This is a genomic window from Microtetraspora malaysiensis, from assembly GCF_050947145.1.
Lineage (GTDB): Bacteria > Actinomycetota > Actinomycetes > Streptosporangiales > Streptosporangiaceae > Microtetraspora_A > Microtetraspora_A malaysiensis.
The window spans coordinates 8,889,309-8,912,228 of the sequence record NZ_CP191998.1; the positions used below are offsets into that span (position 1 = coordinate 8,889,309).

Here is a 22,920-nt window from a genome sequence, read left to right on the forward strand (position 1 = left end):
GGCCCGGACGCCAAAAGGCGCCCCGGCTGGGCCGGGGCGCTCGATCGGACCTGGACAACGTGAAGTCACCCGGCGTGGGAAGGGTCCCTCGCCGGGTGATTCACCTCAAACGCTGTCAGGAACGGCTAACGGCGTCGGGACGAGTCTTTGCTCTCGCCCTCGTCATCGTCGATGGCGTAATCGGCGTACCGATCAGCCAGCTCGTCGTAAGGGTCATGCTCGTCACTGTGGCCGGAATCGCCCTCGTCCACGACTCCGAGCTCCGCGCGCAGACGCTCAAGATCAGTGCCGCCGCTGTTGTACTTCAGCTGGCGGGCGACCTTGACCTGCTTGGCCTTGGCTCGGCCGCGCCCCATTGGCTCGACCCCCTCATGCGGGGTCGCACCGGACCCCTCGTCGCTAACGCACCGCGCACTGGCGCCACCTGACTTTAGGCGCCAGTCTCTCGTTCGCCTATAACCGTACCTGTTTTGCGCGCCGCTCGGTACGCCGTATGGGCGTCAGCGGTCAGCGGCCGAGCCAGATACCCCTAAGCCGCCCTACTTCCGACATTCTGCGCTCAGCCAGCCTATCCGCGGCGGTCGCGGGCGGGACACCGTCGTCGGCCGCCAGGGCGAAGATTTTGGCTGTCGTGTCGAAGATCTGGGCGGCTCTCGCCCGGGCTCGCTCCATGTTGAAACCCTCGATCTCGTCGGCCACCTGGATGACTCCGCCGGAGTTCACCACATAGTCGGGGGCGTACAGAATGCCGCGTTCCACCAGCAGCTTTCCGACTCCCGGGTCGGCGAGCTGGTTGTTGGCGCAGCCGCAGACGACCCGCGCGCGCAGGAGCGGGACGGTGGCCTCGTTCAGCGCGCCGCCGAGCGCGCACGGAGCGTAGACGTCGATGTCGGACGCGATCAGCGCGGCGGTGTCGGCGACCACCTCCACCGAGGGCCGGCTACGCCGTACGAGATCGACGGCCTCCTCGTTGACGTCGCAGATCACGACCTCGGCGCCGTCCTCCAGCAGGAGGTCGACGAGCCTGCGGCCGACCTTGCCGACTCCCTCGACACCGACCCGCCTGCCGCGCAACGTGGGGCTGCCGAAGGCGTGCTCCGCGGCCGCCCGCATGCCCTGGAAGACGCCGAACGAGGTGAGGATCGAGGAGTCGCCGGCGCCGCCGTGCGCCAGGGTCCGCCCGGTCACATAGGACGACTCCCGGGCGACGACGTCCATGTCCTCGCTGTAGGTGCCGACGTCGCAGGCGGTGTAGTAGCGCCCGCCGAGCGACTCGACGAACCGTCCGTACGCCCGCAGGAGCGCCTCGCTCTTGTCCCTGGACGGGTCACCGATGATCACGGCCTTGCCGCCGCCGAGGTCGAGCCCCGCGAGGGCGTTCTTGTACGCCATGGAGCGGGAGAGGTTGAGCACGTCGGCCAGCGCCGCCTGCTCGCTCTCGTACGGGTAGAACCGGGTGCCGCCGAGCGCGGGACCGAGCGCCGTGCTGTAGACGGCGATGATGGCGTAGAGGCCGCTGCGCTCGTCCGAGCAGAAGACGACCTGCTCGTGCCCGGGGCCTCGCCTGCCGGGTGAGCTGGGGGATGCCGTCGAGGACTCGTTCCGGTCCGCTCCGGTCGTGACGCTGAGGGGCCCGCTGTCCTTGTGGGAGAGCCCGAAGACGTCGATCACGGTGGTGCTCCTGACACTTCTGTCCGCCGCTCCGTTACGGCGGATCCTTCTGCCCACCCGACCGATCCGCCGTCGCGAAGGGTGGGGCGACGCCGAGGTCGGGAGCGGGCCGTCCACAGCCTAACCGTGCCGCGGCCGTTGGATCATGAAAAGCCGAGACGGCCCTCCCCAGGGTCCCCGGCCTCATGGCACGATTCAGGTGTGCTGCCCTATGCCGCCTACCTCCGCGTCTATGAGCCGCTGGCCGCCTTCTCCCCACAGGACCAGAAGATCTGGGCCGCCTACGCCGAGTCCCGCGACCGGCCGCGCCGGGCCGGCGCGCTGGGGGTGGAGCACGGCGAGGCCGTCCGCAGGATCCTCGGCGTCCCGCCGGCGCCCGCTCCCGAGCAGGAGAGCCGCAACGCCTACCTGCGCCGAGTCGAGGACGTGCTCTACGTCTGCCCGTGGCAGAGCAGGCTGCGGTCCTGGCTGTCGTTCGCCACGTTCCGCGGCAGCACCCCGGTGAAGCTGGCCCACCGGTTCGTGCCGCAGGCGATCGCCGAGCAGACGGCCGACGACTTCGACCGGTACAAGCGTGCGGGCACGTCGTTGCGCACGCACATCAGGAGCAGCACCTGGCACGTGCCGACGTCGTGGTTCGCCCCCTTCGACTCGACGGAGCGGTGGCTCGTGCTGGGCGGGGAGCCGGCGGAGGTCGCCGAGCAGCCGGCGCAGGCCGTGGCCGCCCCCGCGCGCACCATGCTGTACGTCACCTCGATGGCCCAGTCGCGCCGGAGGGTGGCCAAGGCGCTCGGGGTGATCAGGAGGCACGCGCCCGACACCGCCGCGTACACCGAGTTCGAGGACATCGGCAGGTGGCTGGAGGAGTTCCACCCCCACTCGCTGGTGGAGCTCGACTACGGCGGACTGGTCCACCTCATGGACGACAAGACGCTGGAGGCCGACCAGTCAGTCGCGGAGCTTGCCGCCGCGCTCACTGGTTTGGACAACGGTCAGGAAGAACTTGCCTTCGCCATGTACCAGCGTGTCGTACTTCGCTGGAGGTCGATCCAGGGCCTCCAGTCTGCCAACTAAAGCCCATATCGCACCCCCAGACCTGCACTATTGGGTCATGGGATGTTCGATCTCAACATCTGCGAACTGAGTAGTTTGCCGTTTTCACTGCGATACCACGAAGCGTGTCGCTAGAATCACCGAGCGTGACATCACCACGTGGTCGCGGCGTTGCTCCCAGAGGGCTCGCCAATCGCGTTACGTGGCTGTATGGTCACATCGGGTGATACCGAAAATGATCCATGAAACCGCACTTATGGATCGTTGGGGGACATCCGTGACAAGCGCCAGGACAAGTCGCAGGATCGCTGTCGCCGGTCCAACGGAGGAGAGGCCGCACACATGTCAGCTCGTACACCCGAGGCCGAGCCACTGCTCACACCGGCGGAGGTCGCCACCATGTTCCGCGTCGACCCCAAGACCGTCACTCGGTGGGCGAAGGCGGGCAAGTTGACGTCCATCCGCACTCTGGGTGGGCATCGCCGCTACCGGGAGACCGAGGTCCGGGCGCTGCTGGCGGGGATTCCGCAGCAGCGCTCCGAGTAGGTCCGGGCGTCGTCCACCGGTCTGAGGGAAGGTCGTCCGCCGGTCAAGGGGAGACGGCGCGCTCGCGTCAAGGACACCAGCGATGTGAGCGCGTCCATCACACGGCACCGCACGCCCGTGGCCGCTACGGGCCACGGGAGGTGCCGTAGGCGCCGCCCTCCCGGCGCCACCGTCCCCCCGAGGTGGTTTCCGTCCCGATCAGGACGCCTACTCGACCGTGACGATCTCCCGTACGCGGTGGTCGTGCCGCCCGGCGACCTCCAGCAGCGCGATCATGTGGTCGACCAGCATGCGTTCCAGCTCCGACCGCTCCATGTCGCGATGCTCCAGCCAGTCGAGGGCCGCGGTCTCCACCGAGGCGATCCACGATCTGAGCGTGATCCGCAGCACCGGGCCGGGATCGGCGACCCGCATCTCGTCGATGATCATCCGGAGCAGGCGCCGCCGTACGTGCTCGACGATCTCGCCCACCTCGCCCGCCCGGTTGGCCGGGCCTCCCTTGAGCAGCGCCGCGAAACCGGCGGCGTGCTCCTCGACGAAGTCGAAATATCGGCTGAGCGCCTGGGAGAGCCGTTCCACCGGCCGCCCGGCGCCCTCGGGGCGAAGCCGGGCCTCGAGCTCCTCCGCCGCACTGCGCAGCGAGGCGAGGTAGAGCTCCTGTTTGCCGCCGAAGTAGTGATAGACGAGCGCTCGCGAGGCCCCAGCGGCGGTGGCCACGTCGTCGATCGAGACGTCCTCGGCCTCGCGCCTGCTGAACAGCTCCAGCGCCGCGGTGATCAGCTCCTCGCGACGCCGATCGACGCTGAGCCGGCGGCGCACCGGTCGCACGGCCACCCTGTCCAGGGTCTTCCTGTCGCTTTCCGCCCGGGATATCGCGCCCACACACCGCAGACTAGCGGAGCACGATCGGAACCCTCGCAGGATTTGATCATGCTCGGCGTATGCCCGCCGGGGAGCGGCTCGTGCCCGCGCCTTCGAGGCGGATAACCCGGCAAATACGGGCGTTGCCGAGAGAAACCCGTACCCTTACGGCTTCTCGATCGTTTGGTCAGACAGGTGCACGTCCGCGCATCGTGTGGGGAGAACCATGTCAGGACCGTCCATACAGACCACCGCCCGGCACGCCGTCGTGTCCGCGCCCGCCGCGGGTCTGCCCGATGGCTTCGGCCCGCGGCCACGGCCGACGATCCGAAACGTGGCCGAGCGTGCCGGCGTCTCGAAGTCGCTGGTGTCGCTCGTGCTCCGGGGATCGCCGCACGTGAGCGAACATCGGAGGGAGGCGGTGTTACAGGCCGCCAGAGAGCTGGGCTACCGGCCGAACGCGGTGGCGCGCAGCCTGGTCGAGGGCCGTACCCACCTCGTCGGCGCGCTCGTCGCCGACCTGCACAACCCGTTCTACGCGGAGTGCCTCGACGGCCTGCAGGAGAGCCTGCACGGCGACGGCCTGCGGCTGCTGATCGGCAGCGGCCGCTGGGACCCGGCGTTCGAGGACGAGGCCGTGGAGGCGTTCCTCGAACTCCGCGTGGACGGCCTGGTCCTGCTGGGGGTCGCCCCGTCCAGCCACACACTCGCCGAGGCCGCCGCCTACACACCGACCGTGGTGGTGGGCGAGCGCGACGTCGATCTCGACGGCGTCGACATCGTGGTGGACGACGACCAGCTCGGCGCCCGACTCGCGGTCGACCATCTGGTCGAGCTGGGCCACCGCCGCATCGCGCACATCGAGGGGGCGCCGTCGTCGGCGGCCAGATGTCGCTGCGAGGGCTACCTGGTGGCCATGCGCCGCCACGCGCTCGCGCCGTACATCATGGTGGAGCACGGCGACTTCACCGAGGAAGGCGGACGGCGGGCCGCCAGGGCGCTGCTGGAGCGGCAGCCGAGGCCGACCGCGATCTTCGCCGCCAACGACATCGTCGCGATGGGCGTGCTCACCGCCGCGAATGAGTTGGGCCTGCGGGTGCCCGAGGACCTGTCCGTCATCGGTTACGACAACACCCATCTGGCCGCGGTCAACCACGTGTCGCTGACCAGCGTCGACCAGCCGCGCCGGGCGATGGGCCGGTCGGCGGCCGCCCTGCTCAGCCAGCGCATCACCGAGCCGGGGAAGTCCGGCCGGTTGCGCGAGGTCACGCCGCAGATCGTCGTACGACACAGCACCGGGCCCGCTCCAAGCGATGCCCAAAGCTAGGTCAACCGGCGCGGCGTCCGCTCGTCGAGGGTGTTGACTCGGGGCAAGACGCCGACCCCCGGCGGGTCGCTCGGTGGGCGGCCACAGCGACAACGGGGGGATTCATGCGTGACCCGGAACTGGTCTCCTGCGCGCAGCGGGCCGCCGCCGAACTGGAGCGGGCCTGGGCGCACTGGCTGGAGACGCGAGGGCGGAGCGGCGAGGTCGGCGGGGAGTCGGTCGCCAGTTACGTCGCCCACTCGATCGACCATCCGTGGGGGCGGCCCCGGGTGGTCCTCGGTCTGGACGCCGAGGACGCCCGTGATCTGGCCGCCCTTCTCGAGAAGCAGGAGATCGCCGAACCTGCTTGGTGACCTCATCTACCGCGCATCGCCGACATAACGGTCTGATCACGTGGACAGCTCGCGTAGGTTGGTGAGCTGACTTCTGCGAAGGGATCTCAGCGTGATCAGACGACCACTCATCGCCACGATTCTTGCCTCCTCCGGGCTGGGAGTCGCCGCGTGCGGTGGCACGGCGGGTCAGGCCGTCGCAGGCGGAGCGACCACCGGTCAGGTCGCCGCCTCGGCACCCGCCGCGCCGCAGAGCCGCACGGCCGCGGCCGGCACGGGGAAGATCTCCGAGCGGGCGACCACGGCGCCGACCGGCCCGGTCGGGAAGCCGCTCGCAGGCAAGGTCATCGTCGTCGATCCCGGGCACAACGGCGGCAACTTCAAGCATCCCGAGGTCATCAACAAGCCGGTGAACGTCCTCACCAAGCGCAAGCCGTGTGACACGACCGGCACCGAGACCAACAGCGGGTACACCGAGGCCGCCTTCACCTGGGACGTCTCGACCCGGCTGGCCAAGCTGCTGCGGGCGGAGGGCGCGACGGTCAAGCTCACCCGCGACGGCAACAGCGGCGTCGGCCCGTGCATCACAGAGCGGGCGGCGATCGGCAACAAGGCCAAGGCGGACGCCGTGATCTCGATCCACGGCGACGGGGCCCCGGCGAGCGCGCACGGCTTCCACATCATCATGCCAAAGAAGATCAACGGCCCGGTGGACCCGGTGGTGGACGACTCGCGGAGGCTGGGCATCGCGGTCCGGAACGCGTTCCGCTCGGGGACCGGCCAGCCGTACTCGACCTACATCGGGAAGAACGCGCTGGACTTCAGGAACGACCTCGGCGGGTTGAACCTCTCCAGCGTGCCGAAGGTCTTCATCGAGGTCGGGAACATGCGCAACGCGGGTGACGCGGCCAAGATGAAGAACCCGCAGTTCCGCCAGAAGGCGGCGGCGGCGCTGGCGAAGGGCATCACGACCTACGTGTCCTGATCCGGTCGGCTCTGGCCCGTGGGCGCGGAGTGAGCGATTTGACATGATTCAGCCATGGATCACCTCATTCCTCGCCCACGGCTGGCCGAGAGTGCGCCGGGATCGTTCGCCTTCACGCCCGGCACCGCCGTGTCGGGCCCCACCGACCTGGTCGATCCCGTACGGCTCGCGCTCGCCGTCCTCGACCTCGGGCGCGGGGACGACGCGTCCGCGCGGGTGCGGGTGACCCGGGACCCGGCCCTGGGACCCGAGGCGTACACGCTCACGATCGGCGAGAACGAGGTGCTGATCGCGGCCGGGGACGCGGCGGGGGCGTTCTACGCGGGGCAGACGCTTCGGCAACTACTCCCGGTGGAGGCGTTCCGGTCGGTCGCGCTCCCGGGGACCGAGTGGCGGGTGTCCTGCGGGCGGGTCGAGGACTCCCCCGCGTTCTCCTGGCGCGGCGCGCATCTCGACGTGTCCCGGAACTTCCTGCCGAAGCGGGAGGTGCTGCGGATGATCGACCTGCTCGCGCTGCACAAGCTGAACCGGCTCCACCTGCACCTGGCCGACGACCAGGGATGGCGGCTGGAGAGCAGGGCGTACCCGCTGCTGCACGAGGTCGGCTCGCACCGGACCCAGACGATCACCAGTTTCTACCACGAGGAACCGACCTACGACGGGGTGCCGCACGGCGGCTACTACACGCTCCGCGACCTCGCCGAGATCGGCGCGTACGCGCGGGCGAGGGCGGTGACCGTCGTCCCCGAGATCGACGTGCCGGGTCACGCCTCGGCGATCCTCGCGGCGTACCCGTCGCTGGGGGCGACCCCGGGCGAGCGGCACCACGTGCTGGACCGCTGGGGCATCTCCCCCGCGATCCTCGCGCCGCTGCCGGGCACCGTGGACTTCCTGGCCGCCGTCTTCGACGAGATCATCGAGGCGCTGGGCGAGGTGCCGTACCTGCACATCGGCGGGGACGAGTGCGTGCTGGACGCGTGGGAGGCATCCGCCGAGATCAGGGCGTACCGGGCGGAGCTGGGTCTGGACTCGCCCGGCGACCTGCACGCCTGGTTCCTGCGCCGGCTGGCCGACCTGCTCGCCGAGCGCGGCACACGGGCGGTCGTCTGGGACGAGGCGTTCGTCAGCGGGATGCTGCGCGAGGACACGATCGTCATGCCGTGGCGCGGCGCCGCGGTGGGCCGCCGCGCGGCCGCCGCCGGGCACGAGGTGGTGGCGACCCCGGTCTTCCCGCTCTACTTCGACTACGGCGAGGCGGCCTCGGCCGAGGAGCCGCTGGCGATCGGCGAGACCATCACGGTCGCGGACGTGGCGGCGTTCGAGCCCGCCCCCGCGACGTGGGCGGACGCGGAGCGCGCCCGGGTCACCGGCCTGCAGTTCCAGCTCTGGAGCGAGCGCATCCCCGACGGCCGGACGCTGGACTACCGCGCCTGGCCGCGCGGCTGCGCCGCCGCCGAGGTGAGCTGGACGGGAGGCCCGGCCCGGCCGGAGTTCACCGAGCGGCTCACCCGCCATCTCGAACGGCTGGACGCCTTCGGAGTGGAGTACCGCCCGCTTGCCGGGCCGCGGCCGTGGCAGCGGGGCGGCGGGGCCAGGCGGCACCGTCCGGGTGTCATCGACATCCAGGAGGTCATGCGGCGCGTGGACGAGATGACCCTCACGGCGGACTCCACCCGGCCCAGCATGTGACCGCGGCCGCCGGGGTCGTCACGGGTGATCGGCCCCGGCCGCCCCTTTGCGCGGTGACTTCTCCGCGACGAACGGCCCGCGTCCCGTTGCTTCAGGACGCGGGGGCGTCGTCGCGCGTAGGGAGCGCTCGTCAGGCGAGGCGGTCGGCCGCTCCGACGACCTCGGAGATCGAGCGGTAGCCGTGCCGCCGGAGCCTCCGGGAGAGCCCGCGGTGGATGCGCGAGGCCCACAGCGGACCGGCGTAGATCATGCCGGTGTATCCCTGGACGAGGGTCGCGCCGGCCAGGATGCGCTCCCACACGTCGTCGAGATCCTCGACGCCGCCGACGGAGACCAGGGTCAGCCGGTCGCCCACCCGGGCGTGCAGCCGGCGCAGCACCTCAAGCGACCGGGCCTTGAGCGGGCGGCCGGACAACCCGCCCGCCTCGTCGCTCACGACGCCGGGCCGCCCGATCGTGGTGTTGGTGGCGATGATGCCGGACAGACCCAGCTCGACGGCCAGGTCGGCGACCGCGTCCACGTCATCGTCCGCGAGGTCGGGCGCGATCTTGACCAGCAACGGTGTGCGGCCCGCCACGCTCTGGACGCTCGCAAGGAGGGGGCGGAGCAGCTCGACGGCCTGCAGGTTGCGCAGCCCGGGGGTGTTGGGCGAGCTGACGTTGACGACCAGGTAGTCCGCGAGAGGCGCGAGCTCCCTGGCGCTGGCCATGTAGTCCTCGGCGGCCCGCTCCTCGGGCACCACCTTGGTCTTGCCGATGTTCACCCCGACGACGGCGGGGACCGCGCGAGGACGGCGCAGCCGGGCCGCGGCGGCGCGGGCTCCCGAGTTGTTGAAGCCCATCCTGTTGATGATCGCGCGGTTCTTCGTCAGCCGGAACAGGCGGGGCCGCGGGTTCCCCGGCTGGGGCCGCGCGGTGATGGTCCCCACCTCGACGTGGCTGAACCCGAAGGCCGCGAGCGCCTCGAAGCACTCGGCGTTCTTGTCGAACCCGGCGGCCAGGCCGAAGGGGCCGGGGAAGTGCACTCCGAAGGCGCGGACGCGGAGCGCCTCGTCACGGGGGGCCAGCCGCCGGTGCAGCACCCGCTTGGCGACCGGGAGGACCGCCAGCAGGCGGAGCGCCCTGATCGTCCAATGGTGGATGTCCTCCGCGTCGAGGCGGCTCAGGACCTGCGTGAACACGAATCGATACATCACGGTCAGGGTAGCGGTTCGCCCCCGAGCGCCGGTCGCCGGGCGGACCGGCGGGACCAGGCGCCGCTTCCCGCGACGGCCGGAGAGCTCGTCGCCCGGGCCGGTGAGCCCGGGGCGACGAGTGTCCGGTGGAGCCGGAACCTCGGAACCGAGGCGCTAGCCCACCTTCTTGCCGTCCGGTCCCACCGCGTACCACTCGGCGCCGAAGTCCTTGAGCTTCTGGCCCTTGGTGTCGCCGGGCTTCTCGTCCTTGATGAAGTAGTACAGCGGGTGCTTGTTGTACGTCACCTGCATCTTGCCGTCGGGGCGCTTGTGGGTGCCGAGGAGGTTCGCCTTGATGCCCTCGCCCGCCTCGGGCTTGCCCTCGGTGAGGACCGGAGGCCAGGCCTCCGCGCAGGCGTCCGTGCAGGACGACTTGCCGTTCTTGTCCTTCTCGAAGAGGTAGACCGTGTGCTGGTTGCTGCCGACGAGGATCTTGCCGATGCTCGCCGGCATGACCGAGAGCTTGGCGGGGCCGGTCTCGACGGGCATCGGCGTCATCATCCCCGAGGGAGCCATCTCGCCGGGCGAGGTCTCCTCACCGGCGACGGGGCTGGCTCCGCTGGTGTCGGTGCCGGTTCCGCAGCCGGTCGCCAGAACGCCGAGCGCGAGCGCACCGACGCAAAGCAGTTTCTTCATGTTCGGCCTCCAAGGCTGTAGGCGAATACGGCTATCTAGGAGACACGCCATGGAGCCTTTCCACAGGCGAGACACGAAGTACTGAGAGATGCCTTTACAAGTCTTTTGAATTTGCGGTCGCGCCCATTCCCCAGGGCGCGCCGAATCGGTGGTGCTTGGCCGTACAGGACGGGCATTTCCGGCAGGTCACATTTCCCGGCGCACCGGTCGGACGCGGGGGGCACGCGGGGGGGCACGAGAAGGCCGGAACACGCCCCGAACTGCGCGAAATATAACGATATGGGGGTTTAATCGCATACCGCACGGCAATCGGCTAGCGTCCCTGAACACGATCGAACCAGAGCGAGGCGGGACCGATGACCACGGAACAGGCGCCCCCGGGGGTCGATCCGGCCATTCCAAGCGTGGCGCGGATCTATGACTACCTCCTGGGCGGAAAGGACAATTTCGCCGCCGACCGGGCAGCGGCCGAGAAGGTCATCGCCCTCACCCCGAACGTGCGGGAGGGCGTGCAGGCCAACCGGCGCTTCCTGAGCCGCGCGGTGGAGTTCCTGGCCGGGACCGGGATCCGCCAGTTCCTGGACATCGGCGCCGGGCTGCCCACACAGGAGAACGTGCACCAGGTGGCGCTGCGCGCCGCCCCGGACTCCCGTGTCGTGTACGTCGACAACGACCCCATCGTGCTGGCCCACGGGCGCGCCCTGCTGGCGGACAACTCCCGGACCATCGTCATGGACGGCGACCTGCGGGATCCCGCGGCCATCCTCGGCGATCCGCGGGTCACCGGGCACCTCGACCTGGACCGGCCGGTCGGGCTGCTCATGCTCGCCGTACTGCACTTCATCCCGGAGGACGACCTCGCCGAGCGGGTGGTCAGGACGCTGCGCGACCGGCTCGCCCCCGGAAGCGCGATGGTCATCAGCCACCTCTCGTTCGGCGACCTCGACGACGACGCGCTGCGCGAGGGCCGCGAGCTGTACGCGCGGACCTCGGCGGGCAACGCCACGCCCCGGACCAGGACGCAGATCCTGCGCTTCTTCGACGGCTTCGAGCTGGTGGAGCCGGGTCTGGTCTCCACCGGCGACTGGCGTCCCGAGGCGGGCGAGCCCGAGCTGCCCAAGCTCCCCGGCGTCGACGGCTTCAGCGGGGTCGGTCTGCTCCGGTGATGCACCGATACTGGGTGAATGCTGAGCAGCCACCGCCTGAGGGTGCTTCTCGAGGTCTTCAGGACGGGGAGCATCGCCGGAGCCGCGCGTAATCTGCGACTCTCCCCCTCCGCCGTCTCCCACCAGCTCTCCCGGCTGGAGGAGGAGGCCGGGGTGGGGCTGGTGGAGCGCGCGGCGCACAGCCTGCGGCTCACCGCGGCCGGGCGGCGGCTCGCCACCCGGGCGCACGAGGTGCTCGACCTGATCGAAGCCGCGGAGAAGGACCTGCTCGCCCAGGCGCGGGCCGACGCCGGGCAGCTCCGCATCGGGTTCTTCGCCTCGGCGGGCTACCGGCTGCTGCCGCTCGCGTTGTCCACCTTCACCGCCCGGCATCCCGCCGTCGAGCTGGACCTCGTCCTCGGACAGCCGCATGATCTGCTGCCGGACGTGGAGCGGGGCGCCCTGGACGTGCTCGTCGTCTTCGAGCACGCGCTCGACCCGTGGAAGCCGCCGAAGGGCGTGGAGGTCACCCACCTGTTCGACGAGCCGCAACTGCTCGTGCTGCCGCTCGGGCACCCGGCCGGGCAGCGCCCCCGGGTGCGGCTCGCCGACCTGGCCGACGAGCCGTGGATCACCACGTACGGCACGGACACGCCGGTGTCGGTTCTGGAACGCGCCAGCGCGCTGGAGGGGTTCAGCCCGACCATCCGGTGCCGCAGCGACCACTACGAGGTGACTCTCGGCCTGGTGCGGGCCGGGCTGGGAGTGGCGTTGGTGCCGTCCCTGGGCGCGCACGGCGCGAGCGGCATCCAGGTGTGCCAGGTGGACGCGCCCAAGCTCTACCGGAGGATCGGCGCCGCGTCCCGGCCGACCAACCCCAACCCGGCGCTCCGCTCCTTCCTGGACTACCTCCGCGACGCCTCGTCCCGGATGCGCATCGCCCTGCGTTAACCGACCCGAGCCACGCGAGCGCAGTCAGACACAGCCCCGAGCCGCGCGAGCACCATCATCATTACGGTGCCCAACCATCACGCTCGGGGCGCGGCGGTGTCTGGACTGAGGAACGAGTGGGGAGCGAGGGACGTGAGGGGCGCGGCGGTGAAGTAACCGACGAGCGAGTGGGCGAGGTACGAGCCCCGAGCGAGGAGGGCACGAGCCGACTTCGGGCGCCCCGAACCGCCGAGCGGAGCGCGGCAATTAAGCACAGCGACTCCGAGTGACGAGGGAAGACATCGACTGAGGGCGCCCCGAGCCCGCGCGAGCGGAGCGAGCGCAATCAGAGACAGTGGACGAGGGCGGCGACGGCGCGGCCCACTTCGCGGATGGCCAGGACCAGGTCGTGATCGCCGCCCTCCGGTCCGTGCGCCAGCACGGCGTACCCCACCCGGCGGGTCCCGACGAGCAGGCCCACGTCGGCTCGGGTCCCCGCGTCGGTGCCCGTCTTGTTGGCCACCCACACCTCCGGGTACGGCATGGCCGCGCGGATCTCCCGGTCCTCGGGCTCGTGCGGCAGGAGCGCGGGCACCAGGCCGCGGTCCGTGTTGTACGCCATCCAGCCGAGCATCAGGCGCTTCCACGGCTCCGGACCGTCGAGGGAGGCGGCGAGGGTGGCCAGCTCCTGGGCGGTGCCGAGAGCGAAGGTCGGGGGATGGACGGGCAGCCGCGGCTCCCTGATCCGGTCCAGGATCCGGGTCCTGGCCAGCCCGAGCCCGGCCGCGACCGTGGCGACCCGGTCCAGGCCGAGCCGCCGCAGCAGCGCGTTCGTGGCGGTGTTGTCGCTGACCGACGCGGTGAGCAGCGCCAGGTCCCCGATCGTCCAGGTCCGGGCGGACAGACCGATCAGCAGCCCGGATCCGGCCGCGTAGTCGTCCTCGGCCAGCTCGACCGGCTCGCCGGGGTCGAGCTCGCCGCCGGTCACCCCTTGGGCGACCGCGGCGAGCAGCAGCAGCTTGCCGGTGCTGGCGAGCGGCAGCTCGACGTCCTCGTTCACACCGATCAGGCCGGGCACGCAGGCGGCGAGCGTCCCGGGGCAGGACGCGGCGACCTCCTCGACCCGGGCGGCCGCCGCCCGCATCCGCTCGTCAACCGTCATGGCCTCATCAATCCCACTGGTCAATTTCCGCTCCACCGTCACAGCGCCAGCACCGTGCCCGGCCGCGCGCCGGTCTCCACGCCCTCGCGGGCGACGACCGAGCCGCCCACGACGACCGCTTCCACGCCCGAGGGCGGCAGCAGCGGATCGGTGAAGGTCGCGCCGTCCGCCACCGTGTCCGGGTCGAAGACCACCAGGTCGGCGTGCGCGCCATCGCGGATCACACCGCGCCCGGCGAGCCCGAACCTGGCCGCCGCCATCCCGGTCATCTTGTGCACCGCGCTCTCCAGCGTGAGAAGCCCGAGCTCGCGGACGTAGTGTCCGAGAACGCGCGGGAACGTTCCCGCCCAGCGCGGGTGCGGCCGGCCGCCCGGCTTGGGTACGCCGTCCGAACCGATCATCGCGTACGGCGCGGCCAGCACCCGGCGCACGTCGTCCTCGATCATCGAGTGGCTGATGATCGTCACCTCGCCGCCCTCGGACAGGAGGAGCTCCGCGACCACGTCGAGGGGGTCGGCCGCCGCGGCGGCGGCCAGCTCCGCGACGGTCCTGCCCTCGGTCTGCGGGTTGCGCGGCGCGCAGGCGACCGAGATGCGGTCCCAGCCGCCGTTGCCGACCGTGTTCTCCCAGCCGGGCACGCCCTCGGCGATGGCGCGGCGCATCCGGTCCCGCTCTTCGGGGCTGCCCAGCCGGCGGGTGAGCGCGGCCAGGCCGCCGTCGTTGGCCCACGGCGGGAGCATCGCGGCCAGCGCCGTGCTGCCCGCCGTGTACGGGTACACGTCACAGGTCACGTCCATGCCGCCGGCCCGCAGCTCGGCGATCCTCGGCAGGGTGCGCTCCGTACGGCCCCAGGCGTACCGGCCGGCCGTCTTGTGGTGGGAGACGTGCAGCGGCGCGCCGCTGCGGCGGGCGATCTCGACGGCCTCCTCCAGCGCCTCCTCCACGCGGGACATCTCGTCGCGCAGGTGGGTGACGTACGGCTTGCCGTGCCGGGCGGCGACGGCGGCGAGGGCCACCACCTCGTCGGTGCTCGCGTACGTGCCCGGGGTGTAGATCAGGCCGGTGGAGAGCCCGGCGGCGCCTTGGGACAGGGCGCGGTCGAGCAGATCGCACATCGCGGCCAGCTCGGTGGGGGTCGCCGGCCGGTCCACGGGGCCGAGCACTCCGGAGCGGAGGGTGCCGTGGCCGACGAGCGAGGCCAGGTGGTTGGCCCTCGGCACCCGGGCGTGCGCCTCGGCGAAGCCCGTGAAGTCCTGGTACATGCCGACGTCGCCGCCGAAGGTCACCCGGGTGTCCGCCCGCATCGCGTCCACCCGCTCGGACAGCGCCGGGAACAGGCCGGAACCGCAGTTGCCGGCGATCTCCGTGGTCACGCCCTGGATCACCGCGGCGCGCACCAGCTCGCGGTCGTCCTGGCGGAGCAGGGCCACGCCGTCGGAGTGGGTGTGAACGTCGATGAACCCGGGCGCGACGGCCCGGCCGCGGGCGTCGATCACCTCGGCGGCGTCCGCCGCGGCGCCGGGCGGCAGCACGGTCAGCCGTCCGCCGTCGGCGGCGACGTCCGCCTCGCGGCCGGGACGTCCCGTGCCGTCGAACACGAGACCGCCGCGGATCAGGAGATCGAATCGGCTCACAGGACCTGCCCAAGGAAGGTGCGGAAACGGTCGTTCTTGGGTGCGGCGAGGACCTCGCGGGGGTCTCCCTGCTCCACGATCACACCACCGTCGACGAACACGAGTTGGTCGCCGACCTCGCGGGCGAAGCCCATCTCGTGGGTGACGACCATCATCGTCATGCCGCTCGCGGCGAGGTCGCGCATGACCGCGAGCACCTCCTGCACCAGCTCGGGGTCGAGCGCGCTGGTCGGCTCGTCGAACAGCATCAGCTTGGGCCGCATCGCCAGGCTGCGGGCGATGGCGACGCGCTGCTGCTGGCCGCCGGAGAGCTGGGACGGGTAGTGGTCGGCGCGGTCGGCCAGGCCGACCCGCTCCAGCAGCTCGGTGGCCTGCCGCCGGGCCTCGGCCCGGGACGCGCCGAGCACGGTGACCGGGCCCTCCATGACGTTCTCGATCGCCGTACGGTGCGGGAACAGGTGGAAGCGCTGGAACACCATGCCGATGGGGCGCCGCTGGCGGCACAGCTCGGCCGGGGGAAGCAGGTGCAGCCGGTCGCCCCGCTCGGCGTAGCCCATCAGCTCGCCGTCCACCCAGACCCGGCCGGAGTCGATTGTCTCCATCCGGTTGACGCAGCGCAGCAGGGTCGACTTGCCCGACCCGGACGGGCCGACCACGCACACCACCTGGCCGTGCGGCACGTCGAGGTCGATGCCCTTGAGCACCTCCACCGAGCCGAACCGCTTGCGCAGCGAGCGGATCTTCACCATCGGCTCGGCCTGCATGATCGTCATGCCGGCTCCTTCGCGAACGGCCGCAGGTTGCGGCGGACCCGTGCCCCCAGCGCGGCGTGGCCGCGCTCGAACCGCTTCTCGATGAAGTGCTGGCCGATGCTGGCGATCGTGGTGAGCACGACGTACCAGATCGACGCCACGATGAGCATGGCGATTACCTCGAAGTTGCCCAGGTAGATGCGCTGGGCGACGGTCAGCAGCTCGGCCCCGGCGATCACCGAGACCATCGACGTGGTCTTCAGCATGGAGATGAACTGGTTGCCGGTCGGCGGGATGATCACTCGCATCGCCTGCGGGAGCACCACCCGGATCAGCACCTGCCGGTGCGACATGCCGAGCGCCTCGGCGGCCTCACGCTGGCCGGGGTCAACCGAGCGGATGCCGGCCCGCACGATCTCGGCCATGTACGCGCCCTCGTTGATCGCGAGGCCGAGCAGCGCCGCCGTGAACGGTGTGATCAGCTCGTTGGCCTGCCACTCGATCAGCTTCGGCCCGTCGAACGGCACGCCGATCCCGAAGTTCGGGAACACCAGCCCGATGTTGAACCAGAAGATGAGCTGAACCAGCAGCGGCGTACCGCGGAAGAACCAGGTGTAGAGGCCGGAGGTGCCGCGCAGCACGGGGTTGTCGGAGAGCTGCATCACCGCGGCGAGCACACCGAGGACCAGGCCGATCGCCATGGAGAAGACGGTGAGCTGGATCGTCACCCACAGGCCGCCGAGGATCCGGCCGTCCGTGAGGAACGAGACGATCACGTCCCAGTGGAGGTTCTCGTTGACGATGACCGTGTACGCGAGCCAGACCATGAAGAAAAGCGCGACGGCCGCCCCGATCAGGCGGCCGGGGCGCGGGGGCCGCACCGCGTTGATCGGCAGTTCGACCGGCGAACCGCCGGTCGGCATCTGCCCGGTGGGGGTCACTTCCATGGGGCGGTGTTCACCATGACCTCGGGGACGGCGTTGGCGCCGACGCCGTACTCGTCGAGCACGGCCTTGTAGCCTCCGTCGGTCTGGAGCTCGCCCATCGCCTTGGCCACGGCGTCACGCAGCCCGGTGTTGCGCTTGTCGATCGCGATGCCCCACGGTCCGGCGTCGTACTGCTCGGAGAGGACCTCGTAGTTGCCGGTGTCGTTCGCGTACATGTGCGCGACGGGCGAGTCGACGATCGTGGCGACCGCGCGGCCGGAGTCCAGGGAGAGCAGGCCGGTGGGGGCGTCCTCGCTCTGCATGATCTTCATCTTGGTGGCGCACTTCTCGTTCTGCCGCTCGCCGATGGCCAGGTTGGAGCTGCCCTTGGCGAGGACCACCGTCTTGCCGCAGAGGTCGTCGAGGGTCTTGATGCCCTCGGGGTTGCCCTTCTTGACCATGATCGCGCCGCCGGCGTTGAAGTAGTCGACGAAGTCGACCGCGCCGCGCCGTTCCTCGGTGTCGCTCATCGACGACATCACGATGTCCCAGCGGCCGCCCTGGAGGCCGGGGATGAGGCCGTCGAAGGCGGCGTTGGTGATGGTGAACTTGAGGCCCAGCTTCTCGGCGATGGCGGCGCCGAGGTCGGGGTCGACTCCGGTGAGCTCCTGGGTGCCCTTCTTGTACATCTCCATCGGGGGGTACCCCTCGGACGTGGCCACCCGCAGCTCACCGGTCTTGCGCACGGCTTCGGGCACCAGATCCTTGGCGGACTTGCCCGCCGTCGCCGCCGCGCCCTCGCCCGCGGTGGTTCCCGACGACGAACGCCCGCAGCCGCCCGCGAGCGCGGACACCACCAGCGCGCCAGCAATGGCAACAAATAGGCGATTTGCCATGGATCCTCCTGATTTGCGAACGATTGAGCATATGCTGGCGATGCCGTGTCACAGCCCCAAGAGTCGTGAACGCTTGCGGGTCTGAGCACCGAATCCTTCGATGCCCCCCCTCCGGCGTGCCCGTGACGCTCCTGCTCCCGGGCCGCGGTATCGCTCCGCGTAGCCTCTCAGGTCCCCGGTCCCGGCCTCGACACGTGATCGGGCGGAGCGCTCCCCGCAACGTCCTCCTGCGCGCGGCGAAGGGAGATCCATGGCGCGCGGCCCCGGGGGCCTGCTGATCCGGGTCTTCGCGGTCGCCTCGGTGGTCACGGCGGCGCTCAGCCTGGACGCGACCGTCGTGCTGCTGACCCCGTGGTCCTCGTCACCACGTCACGGCTGCGCGTGCGCCCCACCCCGCATCTTTACGCGTGCACCCACCTCGCCAACACGGCGTCGCTGCTGCTCCCGGTCTCCACCCTGACGAACCTGCTGGCGTTCACGGCCCTTCACAGGCGGCGCAGCGTCGCCAGCAGCTCCCGCTCTGCCCATTCGAAGAACCCCTTCTGGTGCCGATGCCCGATCTGGACCAGGGCGACATGGGTGAACCCGGCGTCCATGTACGTGCGCACCGCCTCCACCACCGCGTCCACGTCCGCGCCGCAGGGCACCTTCGCCGCGACGTCCTCGGGCCGTACGGTCCCCGCGTACGCGTCGAAGTTCACCGGTGCGGGCAGCTCGGCCATCACCTTCCAGCCCGCCACCGACCAGCGCCACAGCCGGTGGGCCCGCTCGACGGCGGCGTCCCGGTCGGTGTCGTAGCAGATCGGGAGCTGGCCGTAGACCGGCTTGTCCCGGCCGCCCTCCGCGAAGAACTTCGCGACCAGCGCGGCGTCCGGATCCACGGCGACCAGACCGTCCCCGTACTCGGCGGCGATCTCGACGGACTGCTCACCCGAGGCGGCGACGGCGATCGGCACCGGCTGGTCCGGCAGGTCGTACAGGCGGGCCGAGTCGACGTCGAAGTGCGCCCCGCGATAGCTCGTGTAACCGCCCTCGAACAGCTCCTGGATGATCTCGATGGCCTCGCGGAACATGTCGTGCCTGGTGTTGACCGGCGGCCAGCCGCGGCCGATCACGTGCTCGTTGAGGTTCTCGCCCGCCCCCAGGCCGAGCGTGAACCGCCCTTCGGACAGGACGCCCACCGTGGCCGCCTTCTGCGCGACCACCACCGGGTGGTACCGCATGATCGGGCAGGTGACGTACGTCATGAGCGGCAGCCGCCGCGTCGAGACGGCCGCCGCGCCCAGCACCGACCACGCGTACGGCGCGTGTCCCATCTCCTCCAGCCAGGGGAAGTAGTGATCGGAGATGACGGCGTAATCGAAGCCGACCCGTTCGGCGGCGACGACGTCGTCGACGAGCTGCCGGGCGGGTGTCTGCTCAGTCATCATCGTGTACCCGATTTGCACCATGGGGCACGGATACCCGCCTCGCGTCCGCCCTTGCCAGGGCGGACGGTCTCTTTGCCGGAACCGGTTCCGGGGCAGTTCCGGGGCAAGTCGTGAATTTTTCACTGCCGCCGTGCGGCACGGCTCCGAAGAATCGGAGCCATGGAAGCGATCCAGGTGGACGGGCTCAGGAAGAGCTACGGCGACTTCGAGGCGGTCCGGGAAATCTCCTTCTCCGTCGCCCGCGGCGAGATATTCGCCCTGCTCGGCAGGAACGGCGCGGGCAAGAGCACGACGCTGGAGATCCTCGCCGGGTTCCAGCGCCCCGACGGCGGCACCGTACGGGTGCTCGGCCTCGACCCGGTGAAGGACCGGAGCAAGGTGCGCAAGAGCACGGGGATCATGCTGCAGGAGGCGGGCTTCTTCCCCGACCTGACCGTGGCGCAGACGGTGGACTCCTGGCGGCAGCTCGTCCCGGCCGCCCGGCCGCGCGCCGAGGCCCTGGAGCTGACCGGGCTGACCGCCAAGGCGGGCACCAAGGTGCGCCAGCTCTCCGGCGGCGAGAAGCGGCGGCTCGACCTCGCGCTGGCCACGCTGGGCCGTCCCGACCTGCTCTTCCTGGACGAGCCGACGACGGGCATGGACCCGGAGGCGCGCAAGGCCACCTGGAACGTCGTCACGGATCTGGCGGCGCACGGCACCACCGTGCTGCTCACCACGCACTACCTGGAGGAGGCCCAGCGCCTCGCCTCCCGGATGGCGATCATGGACAAGGGCGCCATCGTGGCCGCCGGCGGCATGGCCGAGACGCTCGCCGCGCAGACCGGACGGGTGGCGTTCGAGCTGCCCGCCGGCGTGGAGATCCACGACCTGCCCGTGGAGGCCACGGCCGTGGAGGGCGGCACCGTGATCTGCCGGGTGCCCGACCCCGACGTGGCCGCGCAGACGCTCCTCGGCTGGGCCGGTGAGCGCGGGCTGCGGCTGCGCGGCCTGGAGGTCCGTACGGCGACGCTCGAAGACCTGTTCCTCGACCTGGCGAGCAAGGAGAACGCGTGATGACGGCTCGTGAGACCCTGGCGGTCGCCCGCCTCGGCGGCCGGATCTACTGGCGGGACAAGCAGGCGCTGACCGCGACCGTGCTGACCTCCCTGGGGCTCGGCATCGGCATGCCGGTGCTGATGGACCGGCTGCGCGTGGGCGACCCCTCGGTGGTGGCCGCCCAGTTGCTCGGCATGCTGGCGGTGGTGCTGACGCTCAGCGGATTCAACCAGAGCGCGGTATCGCTGACCGCCCGGCGCGACCAGCTCATCCTCAAGCGGCTGCGCGCCACCGGGCTGGGGGACGGCGCGGTGCTCGGCGGCGAGCTGCTCAACATCATGGTCCAGAGCGTGCTGATCGCGCTGGTCACGACGGTGGCGGTGGTGAGCCTCACCTCGGCCTCCGCGCCGCGCGACCCGGTCCTGTTCACCGTCTTCGTGGTGCTCGGCGCGGCCGTGATCACGCTGCTCGGGGCCGCCTGGACCACGGTCATCCCCCGGGCCGAGGTGGCCGCCCCGATGAGCATCCCGTTCTTCATGATCGCCGGGCTGGGCGCCGGGGCCTTCGGACCGATGGGCCAGCTTCTCCCCGGCTGGCTGACGACCGCCCTCGACCTGCTGCCCACTGCGGCGGTGGTCAAGGTGGGCAGGGCGGCCTTCGCAGACGGCACCTTCGCCGGCGACCTCCAGACGGCGGCGGTACCCCTGCTGATCCTGAGCGTCTGGGCGGCGATCGCGCTCCTGGTGATCAGCCGCCGGTTCCGCTGGGAGCCGCGCCGCTCGTAGGTGCCCGGCCATAATCAACCCATCATGCGCATAACGCCTCAGGGGCTCGCCGTCGCCGTGGTCGGCACGATCTCGGTGGGGTTCACGATCAACCTGATCGCCTCGGTCCTGATGTACGGCTCCCTGCCGCACGACGGGATCATGGTCGCCGGGATGGCCGGGTTTTTCGTCCCCCACTACCTCCATATTCGCGCCGCCCTGCGCGGACATGCGTTCCGGGGGTTCCCGGTGGCCCTCCTCGTGCAGGCGGCGGCCGCCTACGCGCCGGCCTTCGCCTTCGGCGACGACTGGTACTACTGGATCTCCCCGATGGTCCCGATCCTCATGGGCGCGGTGCTGCTCCGCCTGCGGTTCGCCGTAGCCCTGCCGATCGTGGCGTGTGCGATGGCCGTACACGCCTGGGTGTTCACCACCGTGCCGCCGGGCGGAAGCCTGGCGACCGGGTTCTACTTCGCCATCACCGTTTTCGTCACCGGATTCGTGATCTACGCGGTGACCCGGCTCGTGGTCGTGACCAGGGAGCTGGAGCGGGCCCGCGCCGACCTGGCCGAGGCGGCGGTGCTGAAGGAGCGGCTGCGCATCTCACGTGATCTCCACGACGGCCTCGGGCACAGCCTGTCCGCCATCGCGCTGAAGGGCGATCTCGCGCGGCGGCTGGTCGAGCGCGACCCCGCCGTGGCCGCCGGTGAACTGGAGGAGCTCGTCCGGGTCGCCAGGGACGCCGCCCAGGATGTACGGCAGGTGGTCCGGGGATTCCGGGAGATGTCGCTGTCGCAGGAGGTCGATCGGGGCGTGGCGCTGCTCACGGCCGCGGGCGTCCGCTGCCACGTCAACCTCGTGGACGTCGAGTGGCCGAAGGCCGTGAGCGAGACCCTGGCCTGGGGCGTGCGCGAGGGGATCACCAACGTCGTACGGCACAGCCGCGCGACGACCTGTTCGATCACCACCTCGCGGCGCGGCCGGGCCGTACGCCTTGAGGTCGTGAACGACGGCCGCGTCGAGGGAGACAGCGACCCGCCACCCGCCCCCGGTGCTTCCGCCGGCGGTGCTTCCGCCGGCGGCCGGAGTGGCGGCGGCAGCGGGCTGGCGGGCCTGCGGGAACGCGCGGAGCAGGTCGGCGGCTCGATGGCCGCGGAGCGGGTCGGCGACAGCGGGTTCCGGCTTGTCATGGAGATCCCCGTGCCCGACGCGTCCTCCCAGGGGACGGCGGACGGTTCCGGGACATCGGAGCTTTCCCGGCCGGAGGTGACCGGATGATCAAGGTGCTGCTCGCCGAGGACATGCATATGATCAGAGCGGCCCTGGCGGCGTTGCTGCGCCTCGAATCGGACATCGAGGTGGTCGCCGAGGTGACCCGGGGCGACGAGATCGTCCCCGAGGCGCTCCGCACCCGTCCGGACGTGGCGGTCGTCGACATCGACCTCCCCGTCGTGGACGGCATCACCGCCGCGGCCGAGTTGCGCGGCCTCCTGCCCTCCTGCCGCATCCTGGTGCTCACCGCGATGGGCCAGCCCGGGCAGGTACGGCGTGCCCTGCAGGCCGGCATCGAGGCGTTCCTGGTGAAGGACGCCCCCGGCGACCGGTTGGCGGACGCGATCCGCCGCACGGCCCAGGGGCTGCGCGTCCTGGATCCGGAGCTCGTCGCGTCCGCGATGGAGTACGGCGCCAGCCCGCTGACTCCCCGGGAGGCGACCGTGCTCAGGGAGGCGGCCCACGGGGCGGCGGCGGAGGAGATCGCGGCCCGGCTGCACCTCTCCCCCGGCACCGTGCGCAACTACCTGACCAGCGCGATCACCAAGATCGGCGCACGCAACAAGATCGACGCCATCCGGGTGGCCCAGGACGCCGGCTGGCTGTGACGGGGCGGCCGGAAGCCGCACCACGTGAGAAC

23 protein-coding genes are annotated in these 22,920 nt (G+C 71.0%); 12 read left to right on the top strand and 11 right to left on the bottom strand.

What is annotated here, in order from left to right:
• Positions 1-125: 125 nt before the first annotated feature.
• Complete coding sequence (locus ACQP1V_RS41390; RefSeq protein WP_067137901.1) at positions 126-356, bottom strand: DUF3073 domain-containing protein; 231 nt, start codon at positions 354-356, stop codon at positions 126-128.
• A 151-nt stretch (positions 357-507) separates the two neighbouring features.
• Positions 508-1,671, bottom strand: a complete 1,164-nt coding sequence (locus ACQP1V_RS41395) for a Leu/Phe/Val dehydrogenase (RefSeq protein WP_387416345.1) — start codon at positions 1,669-1,671, stop codon at positions 508-510.
• A 201-nt stretch (positions 1,672-1,872) separates the two neighbouring features.
• Between ACQP1V_RS41395 and ACQP1V_RS41400 the strand changes: the two genes are divergently transcribed.
• Positions 1,873-2,745 carry a hypothetical protein gene (locus tag ACQP1V_RS41400; protein WP_387416346.1) on the top strand — a complete coding sequence of 291 codons (873 nt, stop codon included), beginning with the start codon at positions 1,873-1,875 and terminating at the stop codon, positions 2,743-2,745.
• A gap of 321 nt (positions 2,746-3,066) precedes the next feature.
• The gene (gene bldC, locus ACQP1V_RS41405; RefSeq protein WP_013133571.1) at positions 3,067-3,270 is read left to right on the top strand and encodes a developmental transcriptional regulator BldC; all 204 of its coding nucleotides are present in this window, start codon (positions 3,067-3,069) and stop codon (positions 3,268-3,270) included.
• Positions 3,271-3,477: 207 nt separating this feature from the next.
• Here bldC and ACQP1V_RS41410 read toward each other — a convergent pair whose 3' ends face one another.
• Positions 3,478-4,104 carry a TetR/AcrR family transcriptional regulator gene (locus ACQP1V_RS41410; protein ID WP_433416956.1) on the bottom strand — a complete coding sequence of 209 codons (627 nt, stop codon included), beginning with the start codon at positions 4,102-4,104 and terminating at the stop codon, positions 3,478-3,480.
• A 253-nt stretch (positions 4,105-4,357) separates the two neighbouring features.
• Between ACQP1V_RS41410 and ACQP1V_RS41415 the strand changes: the two genes are divergently transcribed.
• The 4 genes from ACQP1V_RS41415 to ACQP1V_RS41430 all read left to right on the top strand — a co-directional run bounded on the left by ACQP1V_RS41415 (position 4,358) and on the right by ACQP1V_RS41430 (position 8,464).
• Positions 4,358-5,458 (top strand): LacI family DNA-binding transcriptional regulator, encoded by a 1,101-nt coding sequence (locus tag ACQP1V_RS41415; protein WP_387416348.1) that lies wholly within the window; start codon positions 4,358-4,360, stop codon positions 5,456-5,458.
• Positions 5,459-5,562: 104 nt separating this feature from the next.
• Positions 5,563-5,811 carry a hypothetical protein gene (locus ACQP1V_RS41420; RefSeq protein WP_387416349.1) on the top strand — a complete coding sequence of 83 codons (249 nt, stop codon included), beginning with the start codon at positions 5,563-5,565 and terminating at the stop codon, positions 5,809-5,811.
• A 91-nt stretch (positions 5,812-5,902) separates the two neighbouring features.
• The gene (locus ACQP1V_RS41425) at positions 5,903-6,775 is read left to right on the top strand and encodes an N-acetylmuramoyl-L-alanine amidase (RefSeq protein WP_433416958.1); all 873 of its coding nucleotides are present in this window, start codon (positions 5,903-5,905) and stop codon (positions 6,773-6,775) included.
• Positions 6,776-6,829: 54 nt separating this feature from the next.
• Complete coding sequence (locus ACQP1V_RS41430; RefSeq protein ID WP_433416960.1) at positions 6,830-8,464, top strand: beta-N-acetylhexosaminidase; 1,635 nt, start codon at positions 6,830-6,832, stop codon at positions 8,462-8,464.
• Positions 8,465-8,594: 130 nt separating this feature from the next.
• On the opposite strand, the gene ACQP1V_RS41435 is transcribed toward ACQP1V_RS41430, so the two are convergent.
• Both ACQP1V_RS41435 and ACQP1V_RS41440 read right to left on the bottom strand, forming a co-directional pair.
• Positions 8,595-9,656 (bottom strand): quinone-dependent dihydroorotate dehydrogenase, encoded by a 1,062-nt coding sequence (locus ACQP1V_RS41435; RefSeq protein WP_433416963.1) that lies wholly within the window; start codon positions 9,654-9,656, stop codon positions 8,595-8,597.
• Positions 9,657-9,812: 156 nt separating this feature from the next.
• The gene (locus ACQP1V_RS41440) at positions 9,813-10,334 is read right to left on the bottom strand and encodes a COG4315 family predicted lipoprotein (RefSeq protein ID WP_433416966.1); all 522 of its coding nucleotides are present in this window, start codon (positions 10,332-10,334) and stop codon (positions 9,813-9,815) included.
• A gap of 356 nt (positions 10,335-10,690) precedes the next feature.
• Between ACQP1V_RS41440 and ACQP1V_RS41445 the strand changes: the two genes are divergently transcribed.
• Together ACQP1V_RS41445 and ACQP1V_RS41450 are read left to right on the top strand one after the other, a co-directional pair.
• Entirely contained in the window at positions 10,691-11,500 is an 810-nt protein-coding gene (locus ACQP1V_RS41445; protein WP_387416354.1) for an SAM-dependent methyltransferase, read from the top strand.
• A gap of 18 nt (positions 11,501-11,518) precedes the next feature.
• Positions 11,519-12,430, top strand: coding sequence for a LysR family transcriptional regulator (locus tag ACQP1V_RS41450; RefSeq protein WP_387416355.1), 912 nt, complete (start codon positions 11,519-11,521; stop codon positions 12,428-12,430).
• Between the two features lie 325 nt (positions 12,431-12,755).
• Here ACQP1V_RS41450 and ACQP1V_RS41455 read toward each other — a convergent pair whose 3' ends face one another.
• The 6 genes from ACQP1V_RS41455 to ACQP1V_RS41480 all read right to left on the bottom strand — a co-directional run bounded on the left by ACQP1V_RS41455 (position 12,756) and on the right by ACQP1V_RS41480 (position 19,230).
• On the bottom strand, positions 12,756-13,571 hold the full coding sequence (locus ACQP1V_RS41455) for a serine hydrolase (RefSeq protein WP_433416970.1): 816 nt from the start codon (positions 13,569-13,571) through the stop codon (positions 12,756-12,758).
• A 38-nt stretch (positions 13,572-13,609) separates the two neighbouring features.
• Complete coding sequence (locus ACQP1V_RS41460) at positions 13,610-15,205, bottom strand: N-acyl-D-amino-acid deacylase family protein (protein ID WP_433416973.1); 1,596 nt, start codon at positions 15,203-15,205, stop codon at positions 13,610-13,612.
• The gene (locus ACQP1V_RS41465; protein WP_387416358.1) at positions 15,202-15,978 is read right to left on the bottom strand and encodes an amino acid ABC transporter ATP-binding protein; all 777 of its coding nucleotides are present in this window, start codon (positions 15,976-15,978) and stop codon (positions 15,202-15,204) included. The genes ACQP1V_RS41460 and ACQP1V_RS41465 overlap by 4 nt, the downstream gene beginning before the upstream one ends.
• On the bottom strand, positions 15,975-16,904 hold the full coding sequence (locus ACQP1V_RS41470) for an amino acid ABC transporter permease (RefSeq protein ID WP_433416976.1): 930 nt from the start codon (positions 16,902-16,904) through the stop codon (positions 15,975-15,977). The genes ACQP1V_RS41465 and ACQP1V_RS41470 overlap by 4 nt, the downstream gene beginning before the upstream one ends.
• Positions 16,895-17,779, bottom strand: a complete 885-nt coding sequence (locus ACQP1V_RS41475; protein WP_433416979.1) for an ABC transporter substrate-binding protein — start codon at positions 17,777-17,779, stop codon at positions 16,895-16,897. Before ACQP1V_RS41475 ends, ACQP1V_RS41470 begins: the two co-directional genes overlap by 10 nt.
• A 485-nt stretch (positions 17,780-18,264) precedes the next feature.
• Positions 18,265-19,230 carry a TIGR03557 family F420-dependent LLM class oxidoreductase gene (locus ACQP1V_RS41480; RefSeq protein WP_433416982.1) on the bottom strand — a complete coding sequence of 322 codons (966 nt, stop codon included), beginning with the start codon at positions 19,228-19,230 and terminating at the stop codon, positions 18,265-18,267.
• Positions 19,231-19,368: 138 nt separating this feature from the next.
• Between ACQP1V_RS41480 and ACQP1V_RS41485 the strand changes: the two genes are divergently transcribed.
• The 4 genes from ACQP1V_RS41485 to ACQP1V_RS41500 are packed head-to-tail and all read left to right on the top strand — an operon-like array spanning position 19,369 to position 22,888.
• Positions 19,369-20,262 carry an ABC transporter ATP-binding protein gene (locus ACQP1V_RS41485; protein ID WP_433416985.1) on the top strand — a complete coding sequence of 298 codons (894 nt, stop codon included), beginning with the start codon at positions 19,369-19,371 and terminating at the stop codon, positions 20,260-20,262.
• Positions 20,262-21,029: an ABC transporter permease gene (locus ACQP1V_RS41490; protein WP_433416988.1), complete on the top strand. Its 768-nt coding sequence runs from the start codon at positions 20,262-20,264 to the stop codon at positions 21,027-21,029. The genes ACQP1V_RS41485 and ACQP1V_RS41490 overlap by 1 nt, the downstream gene beginning before the upstream one ends.
• A 24-nt stretch (positions 21,030-21,053) precedes the next feature.
• Entirely contained in the window at positions 21,054-22,286 is a 1,233-nt protein-coding gene (locus tag ACQP1V_RS41495) for a sensor histidine kinase (protein ID WP_433416990.1), read from the top strand.
• Positions 22,283-22,888, top strand: coding sequence for a response regulator transcription factor (locus ACQP1V_RS41500; protein ID WP_433416993.1), 606 nt, complete (start codon positions 22,283-22,285; stop codon positions 22,886-22,888). The genes ACQP1V_RS41495 and ACQP1V_RS41500 overlap by 4 nt, the downstream gene beginning before the upstream one ends.
• Positions 22,889-22,920 lie beyond the last annotated feature (32 nt).